This window comes from Pseudoalteromonas umbrosa (assembly GCF_030125375.1).
GTDB lineage: Bacteria > Pseudomonadota > Gammaproteobacteria > Enterobacterales > Alteromonadaceae > Pseudoalteromonas > Pseudoalteromonas umbrosa.
The window spans coordinates 286,577-311,504 of the sequence record NZ_JASJUU010000003.1 but is presented as its reverse complement, the minus strand read 5'-3'; the positions used below and the strand labels follow the sequence as shown (position 1 = coordinate 311,504).

The 24,928-nt window shown below is 41.7% G+C and carries 10 protein-coding genes; 2 read left to right on the top strand and 8 right to left on the bottom strand.

What is annotated here, in order from left to right:
• Nucleotides 1–27: 27 nt before the first annotated feature.
• From QNM16_RS11310 to QNM16_RS11285, 6 genes are all read right to left on the bottom strand, one after another.
• Nucleotides 28–2,454 carry a PAS domain-containing hybrid sensor histidine kinase/response regulator gene (locus tag QNM16_RS11310; RefSeq protein ID WP_284020587.1) on the bottom strand — a complete coding sequence of 809 codons (2,427 nt, stop codon included), beginning with the start codon at nucleotides 2,452–2,454 and terminating at the stop codon, nucleotides 28–30.
• A 123-nt stretch (nucleotides 2,455–2,577) separates the two neighbouring features.
• Nucleotides 2,578–3,906 carry an ATP-binding protein gene (locus QNM16_RS11305; RefSeq protein ID WP_284020586.1) on the bottom strand — a complete coding sequence of 443 codons (1,329 nt, stop codon included), beginning with the start codon at nucleotides 3,904–3,906 and terminating at the stop codon, nucleotides 2,578–2,580.
• A 52-nt stretch (nucleotides 3,907–3,958) separates the two neighbouring features.
• The gene (locus tag QNM16_RS11300) at nucleotides 3,959–4,540 is read right to left on the bottom strand and encodes a thymidine kinase (RefSeq protein ID WP_063363620.1); all 582 of its coding nucleotides are present in this window, start codon (nucleotides 4,538–4,540) and stop codon (nucleotides 3,959–3,961) included.
• A gap of 63 nt (nucleotides 4,541–4,603) precedes the next feature.
• Nucleotides 4,604–5,326 (bottom strand): substrate-binding periplasmic protein, encoded by a 723-nt coding sequence (locus QNM16_RS11295; protein ID WP_284020585.1) that lies wholly within the window; start codon nucleotides 5,324–5,326, stop codon nucleotides 4,604–4,606.
• A 237-nt stretch (nucleotides 5,327–5,563) separates the two neighbouring features.
• Entirely contained in the window at nucleotides 5,564–6,172 is a 609-nt protein-coding gene (locus tag QNM16_RS11290) for a superoxide dismutase (protein ID WP_284020584.1), read from the bottom strand.
• An 18-nt stretch (nucleotides 6,173–6,190) separates the two neighbouring features.
• Nucleotides 6,191–6,697, bottom strand: a complete 507-nt coding sequence (locus QNM16_RS11285) for a hypothetical protein (RefSeq protein ID WP_284020583.1) — start codon at nucleotides 6,695–6,697, stop codon at nucleotides 6,191–6,193.
• Nucleotides 6,698–6,995: 298 nt separating this feature from the next.
• Here QNM16_RS11285 and bfr (QNM16_RS11280) point away from each other — a divergent pair, with 298 nt between their 5' ends.
• Both bfr (QNM16_RS11280) and bfr (QNM16_RS11275) read left to right on the top strand, forming a co-directional pair.
• A complete protein-coding gene (bfr, locus tag QNM16_RS11280; RefSeq protein WP_039610271.1) occupies nucleotides 6,996–7,466 on the top strand; it encodes a bacterioferritin in 471 nt (156 codons plus the stop codon).
• Between the two features lie 12 nt (nucleotides 7,467–7,478).
• Nucleotides 7,479–7,943, top strand: coding sequence for a bacterioferritin (bfr, locus tag QNM16_RS11275; protein WP_063363616.1), 465 nt, complete (start codon nucleotides 7,479–7,481; stop codon nucleotides 7,941–7,943).
• A 56-nt stretch (nucleotides 7,944–7,999) separates the two neighbouring features.
• Here bfr (QNM16_RS11275) and QNM16_RS11270 read toward each other — a convergent pair whose 3' ends face one another.
• Both QNM16_RS11270 and QNM16_RS11265 read right to left on the bottom strand, forming a co-directional pair.
• The gene (locus tag QNM16_RS11270) at nucleotides 8,000–8,194 is read right to left on the bottom strand and encodes a (2Fe-2S)-binding protein (protein WP_023397915.1); all 195 of its coding nucleotides are present in this window, start codon (nucleotides 8,192–8,194) and stop codon (nucleotides 8,000–8,002) included.
• A 352-nt stretch (nucleotides 8,195–8,546) separates the two neighbouring features.
• Complete coding sequence (locus QNM16_RS11265) at nucleotides 8,547–24,791, bottom strand: tandem-95 repeat protein (protein ID WP_284020582.1); 16,245 nt, start codon at nucleotides 24,789–24,791, stop codon at nucleotides 8,547–8,549.
• Nucleotides 24,792–24,928: the final 137 nt, after the last annotated feature.

Below are 24,928 nucleotides of genomic sequence, written 5' to 3'. Positions count from 1 at the left end.
TTAACTGCATGCGACTCTTTTATCGCCCTACTTGTCATTGAGAATATGTTGCAGGACGCCAAACAACGCTCTCATGTCGATTGGCTTTCCGACATGAGATACAAAGCCCTGTGCAAGGTACTTTTGTACATCACTCTTCATCACGTTCGCCGTTAGGGCAACTATGGGTAAATTTGGCTGTTGGGTATTAATGGCTATTTGCGCTTCGATACCGTCCATTTCTGGCATATGAATATCCATTAAAACCAAATCAAACTTACCTTGTTGGCAAGCCTCAGTTGCCAGTTTTCCATTTTCAACAATGACTAACTCTGCTTGCGTCTCTTTAAGCATCACTTTAACCAGCATCTGGTTAATTTTATTATCCTCTGCAATTAGCACTTTTTTTCCTGTTAAATCTGGGGGAGATAACGATTTACAGGGTAATGAGCTCGGTGTTTGACTTGTTTTTTCAAGGGGCAACATAACACGAATATTGGTGCCTTTTTCTTGTTCACTCTTTAACTTTATTTCCCCTCCCATCAACCGCACTAAACTTGTGGTGATCGACATACCTAAACCAGTCCCACCGTACTTTCTTGTTGTCGATGTATCTGCTTGTGAGAATCGATCAAAAATACAACTTTGCACTTCCTCACTCATTCCAATCCCTGTGTCATTGATTTCCAGAACAACCGCTGATTTTTGTTTGTAAATTCCATCCATCACACCAATTTTTACTGACCCTTCATCCGTGAACTTAACAGCATTGGAGGCCAAGTTTAGGATTACCTGCTTAACCCTGACCAAATCCCCAAGCCACCTGTCATCAAACGTCTCATCAATTGCTACATTGAACTCAATGCCTTTTTTGCTGATCAACGCATCCAAGTCATATTTTACCGACTCGACAATATCTGCAAATGAAATTGGTGCGCTTTCTAGTTCCAGCTTATTCGACTCTATTTTTGAATAATCTAAAATATCATTGATAATTGTCAGTAAACTTTGTGCTGAAAATGACGCGTTCGCAAGCGTTTTTCTAAAATCTGAATTTAATTCTGCTCCTTGAAGCAGCTGCAAACCGCCTAAAATCGCATTCATGGGTGTGCGGATCTCATGACTCATATTGGCAAGAAAATCACTTTTGGCCTTAACTGAGTTTTCTGCAGCTAACTTTGCTGCAGCGAGTTTTTCAATCACTGCCACCTTGTCGGTTACATCATAGTTAACACCAATGACTTTAACTGGTTTGCCAAACTCATCTTTGATTACTTCCGCACTCGCTTTCATCGTTCTTATGCTGCCATCAGGGTGCACAACTCTAAATTCGGGCTCATAAACTCCTTCTCCTTTTACTGCCGCCTCTAATTTTGAACGAGCATAGTCAAGGTCTTGTGGGTGCACACTATTTTCCCAAGCTTCATAAACGCCAGAGAACTGCCCTTGGGAAACGCCATACAGCTTAAACATCCAGTCATCCCAAATTAACTCATTGGAAATAAGATCCCATTCCCAAACCCCAATCTCAGCAGAATCGTTAGCAAGTTGCATTCGAATAGCAAATGAGTCAGCTTCTTCTTTTGCCCTTTGAATTTGCGCCTCAACCTTTTTTTGCTGAGTCACGTCTTGAACAACAGACCAGATGAAATCCTCATCATCACTGTCCGTAATTTTTATCCCTGACAATAGCACCGGGAATACATTTCCCGATTTATGAATATACTCCTTAGCATAGGGGCCATAGCGCCCTTTCATTTTCAAATCATCTAACTGTTTGTACTCTTGTTGTTCATACTTTTTCGGCGTCAGTTGCCAGTAATCCATTTGATTTAACTCCTCCACAGAGTAACCAGTAATGTTACTGAATTCCTGATTTACATAATCAAAACTGCCATCTTTCATAAAATTAATGGCAATTCCTACTGGCGCCAGATTAACAAAGTGCTCGAATTTTTCTTTTTCTCTTTGATATGCTTTTTTGTACCGTTTGATATCAGAATGGGCTGCATCAAGCTTTTGTTGGACCTGCACAATTTCAGTGATATCTCGACCAATCGCAAGAATAAGGTCCTCACCATGGAACTGAACCGCAGTGAGTGAAACTAAGCATGGAAAAGTTGACCCATCAGGGCGAGAATGAGTCCATTGAAATAACTGCGCACCGTCATTTTGGGTTTTATCGATATATTGCTTCGCCAAATGCTCGGATGATTGACCACAAGGCTGATACATAGGTGAAATATCAGCGGGTGTAAGTTGCAAAAACGCGCGATGGCTGTTGACACCATGCATTTCTAGAGCAGCATCATTACACTCAATAAACTTACCTGAGTTCAGGTTAATTATTGACAGCGCATCGCCAGATACATCAAATAGCTTTTTATACTTGTCACGCTCAAACCTGATTTGCTCTAGCTCATATTTCAAGCTTTCAAGCTCACTTTCCAAATCTGTATATGTTTTTCGAGACATACCATCTCCAGATATGTAGCTGCCTTGTAAGTTTCAACTCACCAGCTATAAATATAGGAAAGAATAAAGATAAATACACCCGAAAAAACAAGCTCCAACGTGCATTATACAAGCAACAAAAGCTTAATTACTTGTATTGTGAGGAAGTCGAACTTCAAAGCAACTGCCAGCTCCTACCTGTGATGTAGCAATGAGCTCGCCATCTTGATTTTGTACCATCATTAAAGCGATTGTTAATCCCAGCCCCACATTCGCTCCAACGGGTTTAGTTGTATAAAATGGGTCAAAAATTTGACTCAGCTTTTGCTCCGCGATCCCTACTCCCTTATCTTCAAAATATACACTCATTGACTGCTCGTGATTTCGTATGCTTATTTTTATATCACAAAGTGCAGAGCCAGACTCTTTCGCATTTAAATATAAACTATTGAATACCTGCAATAATTGTTCACGACAGCAACTTAATTTAGGTAAGTTGTCATCCATATTTTCAAGTACAACTTGTCTATCTATGTCAGCACTAAAACTGGTTACAATCTCATTTAAGTCGTAAAGATTGGCCTGTTCATCTGAAGTACCATTAAAAACAGACAAGGCAGCCACAATGCGCTCAATTCTATTTAAATCAACCGCATTGTCTTCAAGTAATTCAAAAATATCTTTAAAGTCATTGTCCAAATCTTCATCATGTGCCACTTCTACTTTATTCAATACCGCATTAATGTAATCTTGCAGCACTGAAAAATTACACTTTAACGCACCAAGTGGGTTATTAATTTCATGCGCCATTCCTGCGGCTAAGTACCCTATTGAGGCCATTTTCTCAGACTGAAGCAAAGATGCCTGCTGGGCTACAATTTGATCTTGTGCTGCTTGAAGTGAGGTATTCGCACTTAATAACTCAGCTGTTCGCTCTGCGACCTTCACTTCTAAGTTTTCATTTAGATCTTGTAAAGCACTCGCCAATTCTGACTGCTTCTTAATATCTTGAAAAGCTCTCAGCGCACTGGTCATCGTTATGTATAAACGAGATTTTGTTAGGTCGACTTTGTTCTTATAATCATTAATATCATACTTAAGCATGACCTCGTGCTCAGGTATGGTGCTGGGCTGACCGGTTCTTAATATGATCCTCACATCATGATCGTTCAACTCATTTCTGATATAATGCACACATTCAAGCCCAGCCTGATCTGTCTCCATAATCACATCGAGTAATATCACACTGACATCTTGCTCTGAATGCATACATTCTATCGCTTGTGCTTTTGAGTATGCATGTAAAAAGTACAAACCTCGATCTTGATAACTGAATTTTGATAAAGCCATTTTTGTCACTTCATGAACTTCAGGCTCATCATCAACGACGAGAACTTTCCACGGAGGACGTTGTGGTTTTTGTTGCACTTGCGAAGACTCGCTGGCTAGAAAAGAAAATGTAGAGTTTGGCATGGCTACCAATTATAAGTATTGATAGCCTTAAGCATGGCAAAAAAAGCTAAATTTACAACCTATTAAGCTCAGTTTTATAGTGTTTTCTACACACAGATACGTACCGGTCGTTCCCACCAATTTCTACTTGATCACCATCAGCAATAGCATTACCCTGTTCGTCTAACCGCAATACGTGATTCGCTTTGCGGCCACAGTGACATACCGTTTTAAGTTCTATCAATTTGTCAGCCCATGCCAATAAATATTGCGCACCTTCAAATAGCTCACCTCTAAAGTCAGTTCTGAGCCCATAACACAACACTGGGACGCCCAACATATCAACGACGTCTGTTAGTTCAGAGACTTGTTCTTTTGATAGGAACTGACTTTCATCAACTAGAATACAGTCGAGTTTGTTCTTTTCGTGTTCAAGCTTAACCAGTTCAAACACATTTGTAGCCGGCTCGAAAGTGCTTGCATCGGCCTCAAGACCAATGCGCGAGGCTACTTTGCCAACACCTGATCTATTATCTATGGCGGCTGTTAAAATAAATGGCGTCATACCGCGTTCACGGTAATTAAAAGCTGATTGCAATAACGTTGTCGATTTACCCGCGTTCATTGCAGAGTAATAAAAATAAAGTTGTGCCATAGTTGCAAGTGTCTGATTTAAAGTGCACGTAAGTCTACAGAAACTTAACTGAGCTGACCACAATCAATATCTAGGTATTTTATGATTTACTGGGTTATTCACATAATCTAAGTAATATTCATGTAAGGGCATGGCTCCTAACCCCTCCCATAAAGCACGGGATACTTCTGGATTTTGCTTCAAAAAATCTTTTGACAGAGCTAAATACCCATAACTAATGTCTACTGGTGGAAATACCGGCTCAAGTAAATCACTGTATGGGAAGCCTGAGATTTGTTCATCGTAAATTTGACATAAGCCCAACGCACCATCTACTAAGCCCTTCAAGACAAGTTGATAGGCATCATCTTGTGAGTCTGTTTGAATCACACGATACAAATCTTGTTGGAGCGCTCTTAACACTGCATAACCACGTGGCACCGCAAGACTAATTGGAAAGTTTTTGTTTGCGACGTCTTGCCCTAAACCTTGCTTACCTACCAAGCAGGTACCTAACATGCTAATCGCTAATGTTTCGTCCACCTTGCCCTGTTCATTAATGGGAAAATTCAAAAAATGAGCTCGTTCAGCACGATAAGAGGCCACTACGGCATCTACTTTATTTTTTTGAACTTCATTCAAACATCTCTGCCATGGCTTACGAACAAATTTAAACCGTACATTACGTACTTTACTCTCTAATCCTCGTAAAATCTCAATAGTCGCACCGGGGCGGTAGTTAGGCACTTCAAAGCCACTACCAAGAAAAAACGGGGGGATGTTTTTATCTTCATAACACAGGGTCATGAAAGTGGTTGCATGCGATAAGGAAGACCATGATATGAGAAGAAAAAATGCTAAAAAACGCATATGGCTCGCAACTAGTTGAAGGATTAAGCAATGAACAGACATGCCTGACACTCTTTATACTATAGCCTACTCGCCGCGCTCTGCCTTTAAATCAAAAAATTCGTTTTGTATTTATGAGTATATAAACAAGTGCCTTGAGTATAACCACTCAAGGCACAGCAAACTGAAGCTTAATTACTTCGCGTCTAAATAACGCTTTTCAACTTCTGCCCAGTTAATAACATTGTAAAACGCCGCGATGTATTCAGGACGACGATTTTGATACTTCAGGTAATATGCATGTTCCCACACATCCAAACCTAAAATTGGCGTCTGATTGCTCATAAGCGGGCTATCTTGGTTCAGTGAGCTTGTCACTTTTAACTCACCATCAGCGTCAACAACTAACCACGCCCAACCACTACCAAAACGACTGACTGCAGCAGCTGTAAATAATTCTTTGAATGCATCAAAACTACCAAACGTATCAGCAATTGCTTTAGACAGCTCACCTTCGTGTAGTTCTCCACTATCTGGAGACATAATAGTCCAGAATAGGCTATGGTTATGGTGACCACCAACATGATCTCTCACCGCACCTTTTAGGTTTTCAGGCAGTGATTCGATATTTACAAGTAAGTCCTCAACACCACGATCAGCAAACTCCGTGCCCTCTAAAGCCGCATTCGCTTTATTGACATAAGTCTGGTGGTGAAGTGTGTGGTGAATTTCCATTGTTCTTGTATCAATATGCGGCTCTAGCGCATCATACGCGTACGGTAATTGTGGCAATGTAAAAGCCATGATTTTTCCTCATTTACTTTAATGGACGATATGTGGACGGTTAAAACCACCTTCCATTGCTATGTTAACTTGTTCAATTAACTCAGGAAGGTGGGGATGACAGGACGCAAAGTTAATCAACTCCTGCCGCGTTTTATGTAAGTGGTGACAAGCAATCTCAACAATTTCAATTGAAGCATTTTCGACTAAATGAAGGATCGCAGTATGCACTTCTATCAACTGTTGGCACGCTCGCTCTGGCTTGGACAGTGCTAAAAAGCAATCAGCTAAATTATGAGCAGCAACGACTAAGGCTGGGCAGCAATGCTCAATTGCCGTTAATTGCTCAACACTTGCTTCACTTTTTACGAAGCGTTCAAGTAAGTGACCTGCCAAATTTAAAGCGCTTTGATACTTGTCTCTAGCTGAGTCAAAGTGACCATGCTGAAAAGCATGGTTGCCCGTTTTTATCGCATATTGCCATGGTGCTAAGGCGTACTCCAATGGAGTATCAATTGAAGATTCTGGTTGCTCAATTAGGGCCATTACGCTCCCCTTAGATTGCTTTACACCTGACAACTATAAACAAAACCAACACCTTAATGCAAATTGTTTTTATTTGCATTATTGCCATGATTTAACCATGGTTATTACTTTATTTACTGCTCGCATCACATCTCAACGATAAGATTGTATAAATTACAACCTGAGTTAAAAGCATAAAAGACAACGATAATGAGAATAAGAATCAATTGTTAAACCTATGATTTTAAAGGGTTTTTTGTTGACATTTCCGAGCATATAGATAGAATAGCCTTCATAGTCAGAGTTTGAGGAACATCCTATGAAGGGTAAACAAAAAATCATCGATGCATTTAACGCGCTACTGGCAAATGAACTAGCTGCAATTGACCAGTACTTCATTCACTCTCGCATGTACGAAGACATGGGTCTTGATAAATTGTATGAGCGTTTGAATCATGAAATGGAAGAAGAAACAACGCATGCTGATTGGCTAATTAAACGCATTTTATTTCTAGAAGGCGTGCCAAACATGACCAAACGTCGCGATTTATTAATTGGTCAAGACGTAAAATCGATGATGGAAAACGACCTGACACTTGAGCTTGAAGTGGTTGCATGTGTTAAAGACGCAATCAAAGCCTGCGAAGAAGAGCAGGATTATCAATCTCGTGCAGTACTTGAAAAGCTACTATTCGACACTGAAGAAGACCACGTTTACTGGCTTGAACAGCAAATCGGTCTAATTGATAAGATCGGTATTCAAAACTACCTGCAATCTCAACTTGCATAGGAAGACTAAAATATGAAAGGTAATAGAGAAGTTATTGTCGCGCTAAATAAGGTACTTGCAAACGAGTTGGTTGGTATTAACCAGTATTTTCTTCATGCGCGTATGTTTAAAGACTTTGGCTTTATGAAATTAGATAAAGCAGATTACAAAGTATCTATCCAAAAAATGAAAAATGCCGACAGACTTATCGAGCGTATTTTATTTTTAGAAGGCCTACCAAACTTACAAGATTTAGGTCGATTAAATATTGGCGAGAATGTGCCAGAAATGATTGCTGCCAACCATGCTTTTGAAGAAGTCTCTTTAAAAGATTTACAAGCAGCTATCGCTTTGTGTGAAGAAAAGCAAGACTATATCAGCCGTGAAGCTTTGGACAACATCCAAAGCGAGCAAGAAGAGCAAATAGACTGGCTAGAGACACAACAACAACTACTTAAAACAATGGGCCAAGAAAACTACTTACAATCACAAATGTAAATTACACCCATTAAAAAAGGGCGCTTAATTAAGCGCCCTTTTTTGTATTCAATTCTTTATGCAACTTGCTCTGTCACATCAACAATGTCAATAAGCTTTTCATTCAAAATCTTTTTAGTGCAGTTACAGCATTTACCGCATTGCGTGCCAACACCTAGCTCTTTGCTGAGGTCTCTCATAGAGCGAGCACCGTCATCTATCGTCTGCGCTATTTTTTTGTCTGTTATTCCGTGGCAGATACAAATATACATGAATGAAAACCAATCTCAATTACATCAACTGAATCTAGTTTAATCTAAACAAAAATAGTTATCAACTAACTTACGCATAAAAATGAGAATAGTTACTAATAGCATTGATCAATAAAGAGTTTTATTTCATTATTTGGTACATGCATGGATGCATAATTGACATTACCGCCTAAATTTAGGACAAAAACACCACTATTTTTCTCTATCCACTCTAATTAAATTACTTTATTACTACTTAAATTGCGGCTTTCACAATAAATCGCATATCCTAAAATCCTCAGTTTCCATTCACTTTGGAAAAAACACGCAAAAAAAAGCCTGCTATAAAGCAGGCTTTTCGTTTAAAAGTGATTTAAAAGCGCACTTCAACGCCAGCGGCAACCTCTGAAATACGGTTCGCGCTTAGACGGTAATAACTATAAGTTAACACCGCAGACACGTTATCCGTGAGTTCATAGCCAATGGCACTGCCAATATAAGCACTGGTGCCTTTTTGCTCGTATTCGGTGTAACTGCGAGTATTGGTTTTACTTTCAATACTGTAATCCCACCCGTAAGCGCCTAAGAACAGCTCTGCGTGCAACTTGTTATGCTTAAATACCTCCAAGCCAGTTTGCAAAGCAAAGCCTTCAGGTAGCACAGGTGCAACACGAGAAACCGTTTTTTGCCAGCTATCTGGGCTCACTGTGCTATCACTGAAGTTGACTCTGCCCTGCCCTAAATCGATGTAACGCATACCAATATTCCAGCTTGGCATAAGTTGGAAAAACGCGCCTACCGAGAGCGATTGACTGCTGTCATCGATATTAGTGATTTGTGTGCTTGTAGGTAACGCACTGAAATCAGCGCGGGCTTCAGCCTGTCCTAATGTGCCTTGAACACGCCATTGCTGTGCAGCGGCACTCGAACTCATAACACATGCCGTTGTGATAAGCGCATAAGCAGGCAACTTGCTTGAGCGACGACGTATAACCAGAGCCGAAATCATCACAACTAACAAACCGCCTAAGCTACCAGATGATGAATTCTGCGCTGATACACTCTGGTGCGCCGTTACCGACACTTTAACAATACCTTCGCTTGTAGCGCCTTTATCGTCTTTCACCACGTATGTCACCACATCTTCACCAGTAAAGCCTAGCAGTGGCTCATAACTGAGTGTACCGTCACTATTGATAGTGGCTTTACCATGGTTTGCTTGCGCACTGACTAATGCCAACACATCTCCATCTGGGTCTGTATCATTTGATAAAACATCAATGATAAGGCTAGATTTATCCGTTGTGTTTGCTGAATCAGGCGCAGTTACTGGCGCATTATTAACAACCAACTCTATGGTTACTGTGCTACTTGCTGTGCCACCTTTACCATCAGCAATACTATATGTAATGCTCGCTGTACCGACAAAGTTCATTGGCGGTGTATATTTTAGCTGGTTATCGATCACTTCTACTTCACCAAAATCTACACTTGCGCCGGTAATTGTCAGCACATCGCCATCTGCATCTGTATCGTTATTCAATACATCGATAAAGACAGGTTCAGACACACCAATTACAAGTGAATCAGCTTGCGCTAGAGGCAGTATATTGTCGCTTGCGAGTACCGCAATACCGCCTGGGTCAACAATGCTGCGGTTGGCAATACCGTCATCATCATTCGGACCGCCATCGACTATCTTCAACTGAACACACCAATCGCCTTCATTTAAACCATCTCGCCACTCACTGCTACCTGGAGGTGGACAGTAGCCTGGCTCTCCTGCTGCGGATAAGATTTTGTCTTGATCAGTAACGGCAAAGTTTATCCACTCGCCGTTGCGATATTTACGATAAATCGCATTCACAGGGATCGGTTTACGCTGCGGGATTACAATCCCATACACGTCTCCCTCTTTTGGCAAACCAGTCGCAATAAAGTCAAATAGGCCGCCAATGTTTGTTGCTTCAGCATCAGCAGGTAGTTCACTTTCTAGCAGCTGTGCGCCACCTGTACTGTTTTGAGCAACCGTCACCCCTTTACGTAAGCAAACACCCGGCTCACCTTCAACGAGGAATTGATTTGGATCTTTGATTTGTCCAGGAATAACATTACAGTCACTGCTTGCATCTAGGTAATCAGGAATACCGTCATTGTCAGTATCTGCAAAACCCTCTTGCGAGTCAGGGATCAAATCACCATCACTGTCTTCAGTACCTAACTCTGGTAGGCTTTCAACCACTTCAAGATACACATCTACAGTCGAAGATAAACTTGGCACACCATCATCACTTGCTGTAACGCTTAACTTGTAAATGCCAGCACTTAAACCCTTAGGGTCAAGCTCAAACACATCTGCCGCCGTGCTCAGATTGCCCAGCTGCTGATCTTCTGCCACCCAGCTATATGTCACTGCATCTAACGGGTTTGCATCAGTCGCACTTGCTTTGACTTGCACTAAGCCACCACTTTGAACAACCAAAGAGCGAGATTCGCCACTTTGTACTGTTTCAAACGACAATGCTGGTGCAACATTCTCTTCAACAATCGTCACCGTACTGGCAAATTTTGCCCCTCGGTTTAGTGTATCAGCAAGGGTAATCACTATGGTTTCATTACCCTCTACTACACCATCACCAAACACATTAAAGCTAATTACTCCTTCATTGCCCTCGTTAATAATGACCTCACCATCAATTAAATCATGGTCGTTGCCATCAGCCGTGCCTGAAATAGTATAAGGTACAGTCACCGGGTAAGAAGGTGCTTCACCATTTAAGAATACCTTAACCGTATGTGTGTGCTCTTCAGCAATTTGGCTATCTTTGCTCAAAGAAATAAGCGGATTAACTGTTAGAGTTTGCTTTTTAACGATTGACTGTGCATTGCTGTCAGTGGCTTTCCAATAAACATGGTGTAAGCCTGGTGCAAATACAGTTTTACCATCCACCAGCGAAACCGCAATAGGATTGCCATTACCATCTGTTGCTGTCGCACTACCTAAGTCAACCTTAGTAAATAACCCTGTTGCATCAACGACCTTGTCCTGCGGCGTAGTCAAGGTTAATTGGCCTGCAGAACCAGCAGCATTATTAACAATATCTACCGTTGCAGTTGCGCTTGACTGTTCACCTTGCGGATCAGCAATCATATAAGTGATCACGGCAGTATCTTGAACTGTGGCCTGAGGTTGATAAACCAATTGGCCATTTTCAATCGTCACACTACCAATTGATGCACTTGCACCAACTAAGCTCAGTACATCGCCTGCATCAACATCTGTGTCATTTGTCAGTACATTTAGCGTGTATGAAGATGACACTGTGTTAAATGTAAACGCGTCATTTTGCGCAACTGGCGCATCATTCAATGGATTAACTGAAATAGCCACTTGTGCAGCAACTGAGTCTTCAGCACCATCATTTACGGCATAGCTAAAGCTATCAGAGCCATTAAAGTTTGCACCGGGAACATAAGTAAATAACTGCCCTTGAATGGTTAATGACCCGAAACTTGGCTGCTCAGTAATACTAATACTTAAGCTATCTTGATCTGCATCTGATACAGGCGCACTGAAACTGACTGTAGAGTCTTCATTTACAAAGACATCCATCCCCTGTGCAACTGGCTTCGCGTTTACATAGCCAACTTCAATGGCAAATGGGCTTAGAGAAGCTGTCAACTCTCCGTCTGATACTGTGATCACAATATCTGTATACGAGCCCACATCATCGCGGCCTGGTGTACCACTGAGAGTACCTGATTGCGCGTCAAAGCTTGCCCAAACTGGCAGATTAGACACACTGAAAGTAAGCGAATCTTCATCTAAATCGGTTACTTGTGGTGTAAATGAATAAGCAACGTCTTGATCAACATTAGTAGCTGGGGCTCCCGATATTTCAGGGGCATCGTTCGCTGCATCTACCGTAATAGTAACCTGCGCGGGCTCCGACTCAACTTGACCATCAAAAGCAATAAACTGCAGACTATCTTGGCCATTGAAGTTTGCATTAGGCGCATAAGTCCATGTATTTACACTCTGTTGTGTCAATGAGCCAGATGCGGTGCTGCTAACAATTTGATAGCTCAGTTCATCACCATCAATATCAGTAGCAGCAAGTGTGATCAATAATGACCCATCTTCTGCTAAAGACACGCTTTGACTTTGTGCAACCGGTGCATCATTCAGCGGCTTCACTGTCATCGTGACAGTTGCTTCATTAGAAAGCGCACCTGCCGCATCTCTTACTGTATAGGTAAATGTATCATCACCGTTAAAGTTGGTATTTGGTACGTACACAATGGCGCCAGTATCTGTCACACGCACTTGACCATTTAGCGGTTGCTTAACAACGCTAACACTTGACAGATCTAAGGTATCGTTCTCATCAACGTCACTGTCATTACCTAATACATTGACTTCATGTGAACCTTCTTCAAACAACTCCGCCATATTATCTAGCGCAACTGGTGCGTCATTAACAGGCGTAATATCAACTGTCACTGTTGCCGACTCAGAACTCAACTGTTCGCTGTCTACCAATGTATAAGTAAAGCTAAAGCGACCATTGGCATCTTGCTTTGGTGTTATCTCTAATGTGCCATCAGCAAGTACTGCAACATCGGCCATATCGTAAACACCTGCGCCCGCGCCTTTATCCTCTAGCATGACATTTGCAGCGTTAAAGCCTTGATCTTCAACATCAGAGTCATTAGCAAGAATATTAAGCGTCGCCACTTCATCTTCTGTCATGGCCAATGTATCGTTACCCACGACAGGACGATCGTTCACTGCACCAATATTCACAGTCACGATTGCAGGCTCTGAGATCAGGCCGTCACTATCCGCTATCGTATAGCTAAATACATCGCTGCCGATGGCATCTGCATTTGGTGTGTAGACTAAGCTTCCAGTCTGTTGGTCTAGGGTGACAAAACCTTTCGTCGGGGTAGCCGTTAATGCAATAGCACCTGTTGGGTTAATGTCTTCAACATCTTCAGACTTGCCACGAAGATCTATACTGTTACTCGCTGTATCTTCAGTAACCAATAACTCAAATGATTTGGCAACTGGTTTATCGTTTACAGGCGTGATATCTATGATCAGCGTCGCTGCAGCTGATGTGTTACCCGCTAAATCCTTCACCGTGTAAGTTAAGCTATCTTGACCTGTGGCATTGAGGTTTGGTGTATAAGTAATAATGCCATTTTCAATGCTATAACTACCCAGCTTAGGCTCAACAATAACCGCCGCAGACGAAGCAACCATGTCATTTTCAGCATCACTGTCATTAGTTAATAACTTGACTATGATTTGCGTGTCTTCGAGTGTTTGAGCAAAGTCATCTACTACTACCGGCGCATCAGCTTGCGCGTTCATATTTAAAGACACAGTGCGAAGCTCAGAACGAGCGCCACTAGCATCTTCAATTTGATAGCCAAAGCTATCGCTGTGGTTTTCACTGCCATCATGACTGTATGTAAAGCTACCATCGTCATTCAGTACAAGCGCACCAAATTGCGGCTCATTGACAATAATGGCTTTTAACACATCACCACTATCAATATCGTCATCCGTAGCGGTATCAATCAAACCTTGCGCTTTAGCAACAATGAGTTGCTCTGCTTCATTTAGGTCAAATGCCAAGTTCTGTGCCACAGGCGCATCGTTGGTATTAACAACTTCAACGCTAAATGCAGGCAACGTAAACGTTTCGCGGCCATCATTCACTGTGATTTGAATGTTATCGTATGTACCGACATGCTCATCTGTTGGCGTACCACTCAATTTACCTGTTTGAGCATCAAATGTTGCCCATGGTAGGGTTTGGTTAATGGTAAATACGTGCTCATTGTCTGTATCTGGGTCATTAAGAAGTGGTTCAAACACAAACTCTGAATCTTCATTAATTGTCGATGCTGGCGTGCCTGACAATGTTGGCGCGACGTTATATGCTTTGATAACGCTTGCAGTAATGGCCTCAGCAGCATTATGTGCGTCATCTAGAACAACAACATTTAAGAACAACTTGCCTTCAGCCAAGCTAGATACATCAATACCCGAAATCACTTGCGTTGTACCAGTAATTGCAATTGGCGAAGTACTGCCTACTGAATTACTGCCATCACTGATATGATAGGTGATCAAGCCAGAACCTTCCAAGCCTCTTAAGGTGAAGCTCAAGGCGGTGTCATTGTCCTCATTGATCTCTGCTTGATCAATGGTAACGCTTTGACCTGTCGGTACGCTTGTATCAGTCGTAATAGACAATGACTTAGCTTCTGAGTTGGTATTACCCGCAGCGTCTTGTATGCTGCCAGCGCTAATAACTAGTTGTATTTCACCGTCTACATTATCACTCGGTTTGAGTTTAGCCTGATAAGTGGTTGGGCTAAGTGCTTTAAAGTCAGACAGTTTACCGTTCACCACACTAAATTGTGCTGACGAAAGCGCCTCAACAGCTTCATTAAGCGTAATAGTGAGGAGCGCTTCTTCGCCTAGCTTAAGTGCCATATCATTAGACGTTAAGCTCAGTATTTCTGGAGATACTGTGTCTAGCGTTGCTGTATGTGACGCAACTGATGTATTACCAGCAACATCGGTCAAAGTAACATTCAGTGTTAAATCACCATCTTTTAAGCTGGCAAAGTCTGTAAATGTCACTTTTTGATTTGCTTGCTCAATGGTGCCTGACTCAGAGATTGTGCCGCCACCTGAGCTAGTCAACGTATAACGATAAGTCGCGCCAACTTCTGCACCAACAAAGCTAAAGCTCGCTTGCGCTTGGTTTTGAATATTATAAGTGCCACTGCTTAAATTCACAGATTGTACGCTTGGCGCTTTAGTATCCACAGTCAATGTTTTGGTTGTGCTGTCTACCGCATTAAGTGCCGCATCAGTAAATGCCCCGCTTGAAACCGAGACAATAACATCGACACTGACGTCATTTAACGGAATGTATTTGGCTGTATAGCGGTTGTTGCCAAGAGATGTGAAGGCCTCAAAATGACCAGATGATGCACTGATGTCCTCTAGGGCAAAGCCTGTAACAGCCTCACTCACGGTAAATTCAACCACACGCCCTTCGGTGCCTAACACACCATCAGCTACAGTAATGTCTACCGTTGGCTTTTGATTATCTAAGGTGATGGTTTCAACGGCTTCATAAGAGTCGTTTCCAAAATCATCAGATAAAACAAACGTGAAGGTATAAATACCGTCTGCCAAATCATCAAGCTGCGCATGCATGCTTTTAACAGTCTTGTTTAGATAAATCGGCTCAGAAGAACTAGGTCTGCTATCATCGCTACCACCAATTCCTCCATCTACATTAGACAAGGTCCACTCAAAGCCATCTGCATCACCTTCGTAACTCACTGTGAAGAATGCGTTAGTCAAGCTTTCAGCGTTATATACATCACTATTAAATGTAACACTTGGTCTCCCAGGCGCCTTTGTATCAATATCAAACTCAATCGGCGATGTTAACGTGTTGCCGTTACCTGCAATGTCTGTAAAGCTATTGGCATTTACGCTGACAGAGCCTGTTTGCTCAACACTGCGAGATGGCGTAAATTCAACCTGATATACTGTGTCACTCAGGTTTTTAAACCTTGATAAACGACCGCCATTTTCATTAAGACTACTGATATTAAAATCAGCACTGGGCTCACTTAATGTAATGGTGATAATCGCTTTATCGTCTGCATCCAGTCGCGTGTCATTCGCAGTAATCGACACAACGCTCGGCGCTGTTCTATCCATAGTTGCAGAGGTTGTTTTTGCCTCTGAGCGATTGCCCGCTTTATCAGTTGCGACCACTGAAAGTGTTAACTCACCGTCTTTGAGCTCGTCAAGCTGACTAACCGTGACAGTTTTGCCTGTGAGGTTATTCGCTAATACTTCCCCACCTGATACCACACCGCCGCCGCTGCTTCTGAGCTCATAGCTATAGCTTGAGCCAGCTTCTAAGCCCAATAGTGTAAACTTAACTTCATTGTCACCGGCAAGGTAAGTCTGCTTTTCAAAACGAATGCTGTGGTTCTCATTCGCAACAGAGTCAATGTCGAGTGTAAACGATGCAGATTGGCCTAGGTTACCCGCGATATCAAAATAACGACCTGCATTAATCTTAAACTCTTCTTGGCCAATATTCCCAGCTGCTGGGGTATATATCGCGGAGTAGCTGGTGCTACTGTGCTTAACAACAGGCCCCAATGTCCCTTTATTGTTTTGTAAGCTGATCATATCGCGTGTAAATGACGCCACAGGCTCACTAAATGAGAACAACAATCTAACAGGCTCATTGGCACCTGCCAACGACTGAGATGCCTCAATCACAACAGACGGACTTACTACATCCAGTTTGGCAGTGCGCACTACAGACTCTGATGTATTGCCATGTATGTCCTCAGCTTGCAATGTCAGCTTAAACTCTGTCTCGTTTGTAAATTGAGCGCTATTCATTCCAAACTGCTCAATTGACCAAGCTATCTGATTAGCCACTGTAGCAGAGCCATCAAAACTTTGTGTGCCCACTTGAATCGAGGCATTTAACTTGTCACCAACAGGAATAGCGCCTGCGAATTGACCATTGATTTGATAGTTGACAAGCTCACTGGCATTGATATAACCATCTTCCCCCCTCCAAGAGAACTCTGTTGGTGTTGAGAAAGCTGACGTATCTACTTTGAACTCTATATCAGGAAACAGTGATGAATTTCCAGCGCTGCTAACAGCATAAGTAGATAAGTAGTGAGTACCATCTTTGAGACCATTGGGTACTTGATATGACCATGAGCCATCGGAACTAACAGGTACCAATTCAATTAAAGGAGTTTCGCCTGGAGTAACTAAAGAAATTCGAACAGTAACGAACCCTTTTGCAACGCCCTCAATAACTGGTTTATCAGTTGTAACCGTTGGTATCGAACCTGATATGCTCGCATTGGATAAACGCGCGTAGTCACCCGAGGCTATTGGCGGCGCACTATGTTCAATAGTGACAGTAAGCGGTGCTGATGGAAGGCTGTTAATTTCTCCCTTTCTCGCTAAAGCTGTAATAATGTGAGTACCTTCACTTAAATCATCTCTAACTCGAACGCTCCACGCACCACCAGCATTTACCAGGCCACTGCCAATAATGCCATCAATACTACTTGTTAGCTCTACAACTAAACCGGATGGGCCTGTTCCTTCGAAAGTTGGCTGCCTTGAGCTTGTGATATTGTCATCGTTAAATTCACCTGAATCTCTAATTGCTACTAAATCCGGCATCGAAGGTGCCTCTACCGGCAAGTTATCTTCAAGGTTCAGGGTAAAGACTTGCTTCACTTCCCAGATATCGTCTTTGGCTACAACACAGATTTCAAGGTCACCGGCATCAAACAAATCATCAGCTTTCAGTGCATTACCATCAAGGTAAATACCAGCAAATACATCTGTCGTACATATGCCATCAATAACCTCATATAGTCCAAAGGTGACGCTTTGTGCATCAAACTCAGGCGCTTCAATGGTGGTAAAGGCATTTTCATACAGTAATGCAGATAGATTGATGTCAGTTTGGCTCAATGACACAGCTGGTTTAGTATCCACCAAGGACACAATGAATGGTTCACTTGGTTGAACACCATCTTCACCACCATCGATCAGCCGTAGTTTAAACGCCCCTGCTCTAATGCCATTTTCGACAATATACTCAAGCTTGCTACCCGCTTCGTTGTCCATCAGGTCAAGCTGACTAAAACTGCTACCTACTTGTAAATCAGTTTCCACTAAACCTGAACCGCCATCTGAGTGAGTAAGGCGCAGTAAGCCACTTTCAGGCAACTCTACAATTTCGTAAAAAATACCCGCATCGTTGTCATCAGGATCAGTCGCTTTGAGGCGATCTATTGTGATCTGTGTATGGCCTTCGCGCTCAGGCAAAACATATATCGGCTTATTAACTACACGTGTTGGCGCAGTGTTAGCGTCTGTGATATTTAAATCAAAGTTGCTCGTAAGCGGCTCATCATCGGTGTTACTTTGTAAAGAGTAGCTGTATTGAGGTTTGCCTTCATAGCCATCTTTTGGTGTAAAGGTCAGCGCAGCAATTAAGCGATTTACATCTTCAACAGTACCCGTGATGGTAACTTCTTTACCGTATTCAGCACTGTCAGGGTCGCCAAAGTCAATGCTTGCAGTACCAAGGTCAAAGTCTTCTGGTAGGCTAAACACACCCGGTAAGCCGTCTGCAGTTGTATTTACACTAAAGGTAACTTCATCTGCATCATCGTCTTTTAGGACAAAGTCTTTAAAAAACTGTGCAGATTTGGCCGCATTAATCGGCGTCACCGCCCAATTTGTTGGCTCGTCTTTTGTGATTGCAACATTTGTTTCACCCGCATTATCACCTTCAACGCTTACTATTAACTGGTTAGTGCCTGTGATTTCTATTTCAGGTGCTTTATTAACTGCAAATGGGACTTCATATTGCTGATACACTTCCCACTGGCCATTAACCATATGCTGAATAACTACGTTTGAGCCGCCATTATCAGCCGAGGTTACTTCAACAATATAAGGCGTTTCTTTGCCTAAAACAACGTTACTGGTATTGGCATTAAAGGATTGCGGATCAGTTCGCGTTTGAGTGCCATCATTCAACATAGCAAAACTGTCAATATGCATGCCGTTTAGATCAGTTTCGACCATACTACGAATAGAATGAACTCCAATCACGTTACCTAAGGCGTCTTGCTTTTGTTCAAGCTCAACTTCAGTAATAAACCGTGATTTGGTAGAACTGATATTACTACCATTACCAAGATCATAAACAACGTTTGCAGAGCTTTCGTCATGTTTATAGACGACCGTTGCATTCCACAGTAATGTATTTTCATTGCCTTGTGTCAAAAATTGGTCGGTAAAGTACTGCTCGCCTGACATATTTACTGAGTAATAGGCCGTGTCGTTTTCAGCATTCACGACTAAAGATAGGCGCTTGATAGGCAGATATACGGTGTTCCCCGTTCCCGGTTTGGATACTGCGTTTAAATCTCGGTCAATAGTTCGGTACTCAGCCCAGCCAAGCTCATCACCATTTTGTTGGAATTTATAAATTACATGATCAGCTACCTCTAGCAAATCTCGATGAAACATCACATACGGAGTATCGTTTTCATCTAGTGCCAGCGCAAACGCACTGCTTTTAATTGGGCCACCTAAAGAGTCATCATTCTCAAATCCCGTGTGTAAAGGATATGTCGTTGCAGCGTCTGCTTCAGCATCGTAATGGATCATCGACAAACTTTTCTCGTCGTTTGAACCATGCTGAATATGAACTAGATACGCACTGCCATCGTCTGCAAACTCAAGTTGTGGAGATATCGATTGGAATTCTCCCGAAGACATACCAAGAAATTGCTCATCAGCTACATTCTGCCATTGACCATCTACAAGCTTAAGCCAGGAGAGCTTTGTAGCTGTTTGTGCATCTTCAGTATATATAACATGTATCTCACCAGATGGGCTTGTCCTAATCAATAACTCATCAGCGTTCAACATCTCATCTGTCAGCGGGATTTCTGAGGTCGTAATATTACTGCCCTGCGCACCAAACTCAATTGGATCGTCAACCAGTTTTACGCTTACCGGTAAAATGAACGTCGCAGAGCTTGAGTATCGCTGGCTATGTTCAGAGCCTTCTCGCAAGCTCGCGTCAACCAAAATTGAAAAATCAAGTGGCGATTCAGAGCCATCGTGCGCAAAGTAGAATGCTCCATTCAAAATGTCAGCCAGAGGTCGCGGTGCGCTCAACTCTTGTTCTGTCAACTTTTCGCTATCAACAATGGTGCCATCACCATTGGCGTCATGGTAAATGTCTCCAGAGTGCAGAGATTGCGTATCGAATAAGAACGTCAAGTCATCCCATATATCACCTTGATAATCGATAGACGGAAATAGGTTTACCCTTATACGCTCTTCACCACCTTCACGCACATTCATTGGTTCCAAAGTAAAAAATGACGAAAGCTCGGTATACGAAATAATGTTTAAGTCAAATTCGCCGTTGGTCTCAGTGTCACCTGACGAACCTTGTACTGTGTACGTGTATTTAGGCGTGCCTTCGTATTGACTATTAGGTGTGAATATCAGCGCCGCAAGTACACGATTGATGTCTTCAATCTGACCGCTGAGCCTTACCCCTTTACCATTTTGAGTAAATTCAACAATGGCCGCACCTTTATCAAAATCGGCAGGTAAACTAAACGTCCCCGGTAGATTTGCGTCGTCTGTGGTTAGGGTAAATACCGCTTCTTCTGAGTCTGGATCTTGGACTTGTAAGCCAGCAAGAATATTCGACGGTGTGTTGGCGCTTATCTTTGAAGTGCTCCAATCCATGGCACCTACATCGCCGATTTTATATAAACGACTTAATTGCTCAGTGCTATCTTTAACTTTATAAAATAATTGATTGTCACCTGAAAACTTCAGTTCTCCTGAAGTAGGATCAGATCCGAAAGGTAATTCAAATTCGTGGTATATCTCCCACGCTTTATCCACTACGTGATACACCACAACTCTGGTCGTTGAACTTCCCCATTTGGAAGTCACTTCCGCCGCATAGGCAGTATCACTACCCAAAGCAACGACACTACCGTGATTACTGATTTTTAACCTGTCTACTTGATAAGTATCGCTACCATCATATGCTCGGGCAAAATAATCGACAAATGTATATTGCCAAAATTCAGTGAGTGAGGTTAATGAATGTACTCCAGAAACACTATTAACTGCCTTCGCCTGTGATATATAGGCAGAAGAAGACATATAACTTTCCCCATCTGCCGTTTTGACTTTTCCGCCCAATTCATTGTCAATTATATGAATTAAACCACCTTGGTCCTCTACGATCTTGCCAATCAAAGTAGCTGAAGCCATGTTCATTTGTGCTGCGGCAGCGTAGTGAATAGTACCGTTTTCAATAGCTAGCGATAAACTTTTTAATTCAGCAGCATGTAGCTGGCCTTCATCACTATATCGAAAATCATCAAACAACTTATCACTGAATGCATAAACTGATTGCCACTTTGTTGGTGTGCTATTATCGTTCAGTTTGAAAATGCTCGCTTCTGTGACGGTATTACTCTCTGAAAGCGTATTAGGTACCATCACATAAGGTAAGCCATGCTCGTCAAGGACAAACCCAAACACATCACTGAGTAAAGTAACATCTTGAAGACTTTGATAATGATAATCTCGCGCACCAGAGTTAGTGTTATATTTAGCGACTGACAAAGCACTCTTATTTATTGCGCCATCAGCGCTATTGGCTTCAGCTTTGGAGATAAAAGCGAGATATAAAGAGCCATTATTATCAAAACGCATTTGCAGTGAAGTACTGCTATGCGCTCCTAACGTATTAATTATGTCTACTTGCTGCCACTGCTTATCTACAAACTTCTTTATTGTTACCTGTTGTGATGCTTGATTAAAGTAGGCAGCAAATATTTCACCCTCAGCTGACTCTTCGACGACAAGTTCACTGGCGCTTAGCATTTCATCGGTCAAAGGGATCTCTGTTGCACCAATTTGGCCTTTTTGACCAATCACTGGCGCATCATCGACAAGCTCTACTTTCACAGGCAGCGTCAATGTGCCAGATAACTTGTGCGAGCTTTTAAAGTTGGATCCCTCAATCAAGCTCATATTGATTGTGACAGAAAAATCAAGTGGAGACTCTGAGCCATTATGTACAAAGTAATAATGACTGTTTTGCATATCACTGTATTGCCAAGGTTGGTTTAGCTGTGCGCCGGTAAGCTTTTCATGTTCATGTAGCTCTCCATTACCATCATAATCGTAATATACAGCCACAGGACCCAAAGAACCGGCATCTAGCGTAAAACGAAAGTCCTCAACGACATCTGCATTAATTGCATCAAATTGAAATAAATCCTCAGTAAGACGCATTTTATCGCCTTCTTTGATATTTAATGTTGAGGCTGTAATTAAAGACTCAAGCCCAACGAGCGACTGAATATCTATATTTAAACTACCCGAAATAGTCGAACCATCTGGCAGTTCTTGTACCGTATAAATATAGGTCGGTGTGCCTTGATAATCGGCATTTGGGGTAAAGATAAGCGCAGCGAGAATTCGGTTGATGTCTACTACTGACCCCTTAATTGATACGCCCTTTCCGTTTTCAGTAAATTCAATCTCTGCATCGCCTAGGTTAAAGCCATCAGGTAAAGTATATAGTCCTGGAACAGCAAGATCTTCAGTGCTTACCACAAAAGACAGTAACTCAGTATCGCTATCATGTAGTTTAATTTTTTCGAATGGTTTTTGCGGCGAGTTAGCACTTATTGCCTCCATTAATTCAATGTCAGCTAACCCCGCTATCGATGATGTATGAACAACGCTGTTATCTTGTGCATCTTGGGTTAGTACTATCAACCCACCATCAGGCGTTGTAACCACTTCAAACTCTTTAGCTGCGACAAATGGCAAATTGTATTCGTAAATACTCTTCCACTTCTCATCAACCAATCGATTTACAACTACTTTTGAGACTTCACCAGCCTGCTCTAAGTCAACAAAAAGTACTTGCTGCTCACCCAAAGTAACCTGATGAATATTTCCATTATTAGGCAGTGTGAGTGGTCCTGTCACAACTTTTTTACTTTCATCATTGCTAACATACTGATAGTAGATTTCGGTCTCGCTATTTTCACTATTGTGTGAACGCTTTGCGATTAAAGAGTGCATACCCGCTGGTGTATCGTCGTTACCAATATGCTGTGCTAATTGACTAAAGTATGAATAATTATTATCTGTTTTTAAGCCACCTAAATCAGTATTAAAATAATCGTTAGTGTAAGCCTCAGAAGAACTAAACTGTCCTATAGCACTTATACTTGGTGAACCAGGAGGAGATTCTTGCGCAGTGTAAAATAAAGAGTCACTATTTTGATTATAAACAAGAGAGAGGTCAGAAATGACAAAATAGTGACCCATTTCTCTACCTAATAAAGGAAGTTCAAAGCCTTCTTGCCTAGCCCAACTTAATTGGCTACCTGATCCGTCAAGTTTGTATAAGTTATATTTTGACGTGTTATTACCGTCAAATGCGAGAACTAATAACGCGCCGTTTTTATCTATGACAAAATCATAGCCTTCGTAAGTTGGACCAACACCTGAAACAAAAATATCATTGCCACCAGAAGGCACTAACGGATTATCATGTTCAGTTAAAATAATGTGTTCTACGCTACTTGAAGTTTGCTTCAAACGCCAAAAGTGAATCGTAGGACTTTCATACATATCTACATTTCTGTATGAAACATAAGCTGTTCCATCAGCATGAAACTTCAATTTAGGTGCTACCCTTGTATCCCAACTAAACTCAATTAAATCTGAATATATTTCAACCCAAGCTCCATTGTCATAACGACTCCAAATGAGTTTTTTGGTTTCCTCTTCAAAGTAAACAACATGAGGAATGCCCGCAGGGTCAATTTGAATTACACGCTCAGTCGCTGCTTGCATCTCAGAATTAAGAGACAGTTCAATTTGACTGGCTTTGGGTGAAGACGAAATTATTTGGGGAGGTTGGTCGGCTTCAATCACGCTCACAGGTAATTTTATAACCTTTGATTCTGAGCCTGCTGGCGTTTGACCTGATAGTAAAACTGATAGTTGAAAATCTTGAGCAGGCTCACTACCACTATGTAAAAAATAGACATGTTGATTGTTTAACTCTGACAACTTAATGTTCAATGAATTATTGTTGTTTGACAGAAGCTCGTCTTCAGTTAATTCACCATCTTTATTTGAATCTAAATAAAAGGCGCCATATCCAGTGTTGTCGAATCGTTCAGTTGCACCCAGCCCACCACGTCGATCATAAATGCCAATGTTAAATTCATCTAAATTGACTCCACTACCATCAGCAGCTTGAAACAGGTCAGCATTAACTAAAAATTTATCACCATTTACAACTGACGATGCCGACACTGTAAAGTAATCATCAAATTCGAGACCAGCCTGTAAATCAATTATGGTATAGTGACTCGCTTTAGATCCTCTATCGTCTTCAACTTCTACGTTTATAGTTCGTGATGCCCCCGTAGGCCAAGCAACACTGTTAAAATATTTTATGCTTTTTATGAATGTTTCTATGCTAGAAGGGCTTGCATCTAAGCTTATGACTTCAATTGCATGCTTGGTAACAACTTCACTTGACGAAGCATTAGTAGAGAGTAAATCACCTAACTTTGAAGTGTCATATTCTAAGTATTCATTCTCTCCATTTGAAGGGCTCTGAATAGCGACTTTTACTCTTTGTATTTTTCCTTCGTCCTCAACATTAGCATTTTTACCAATAAAAACAGGAGATTGCCTATCAAATAGAACCGTACTGTTGCCAAATGAGTCCGTTGAATCCAATATTAATTTGGGAGCTGTATTGCATTGTTCTGAAGTTGGAATCATTTGGCATAAATCAAAGGCCTCGACCCCAAAGCTCATAACCCCCGCATTCAGAGCAACGCCACCAAACAATGCGGCTTGAATATGCCGACTGAGCTTACTTTTTTTATTAATTGATTTACTACTAATAGACATCAAACTACCTATTTAAAAATTACAATTCATTATTTGTTTACATGTGTAGGGCAAATTAAAGGCCTGTAGCTAATTACCGCTTTACTTTAATGAGGCTAAATAAGGTGTGATTAATGAAAACAGCGATATAAATAAAG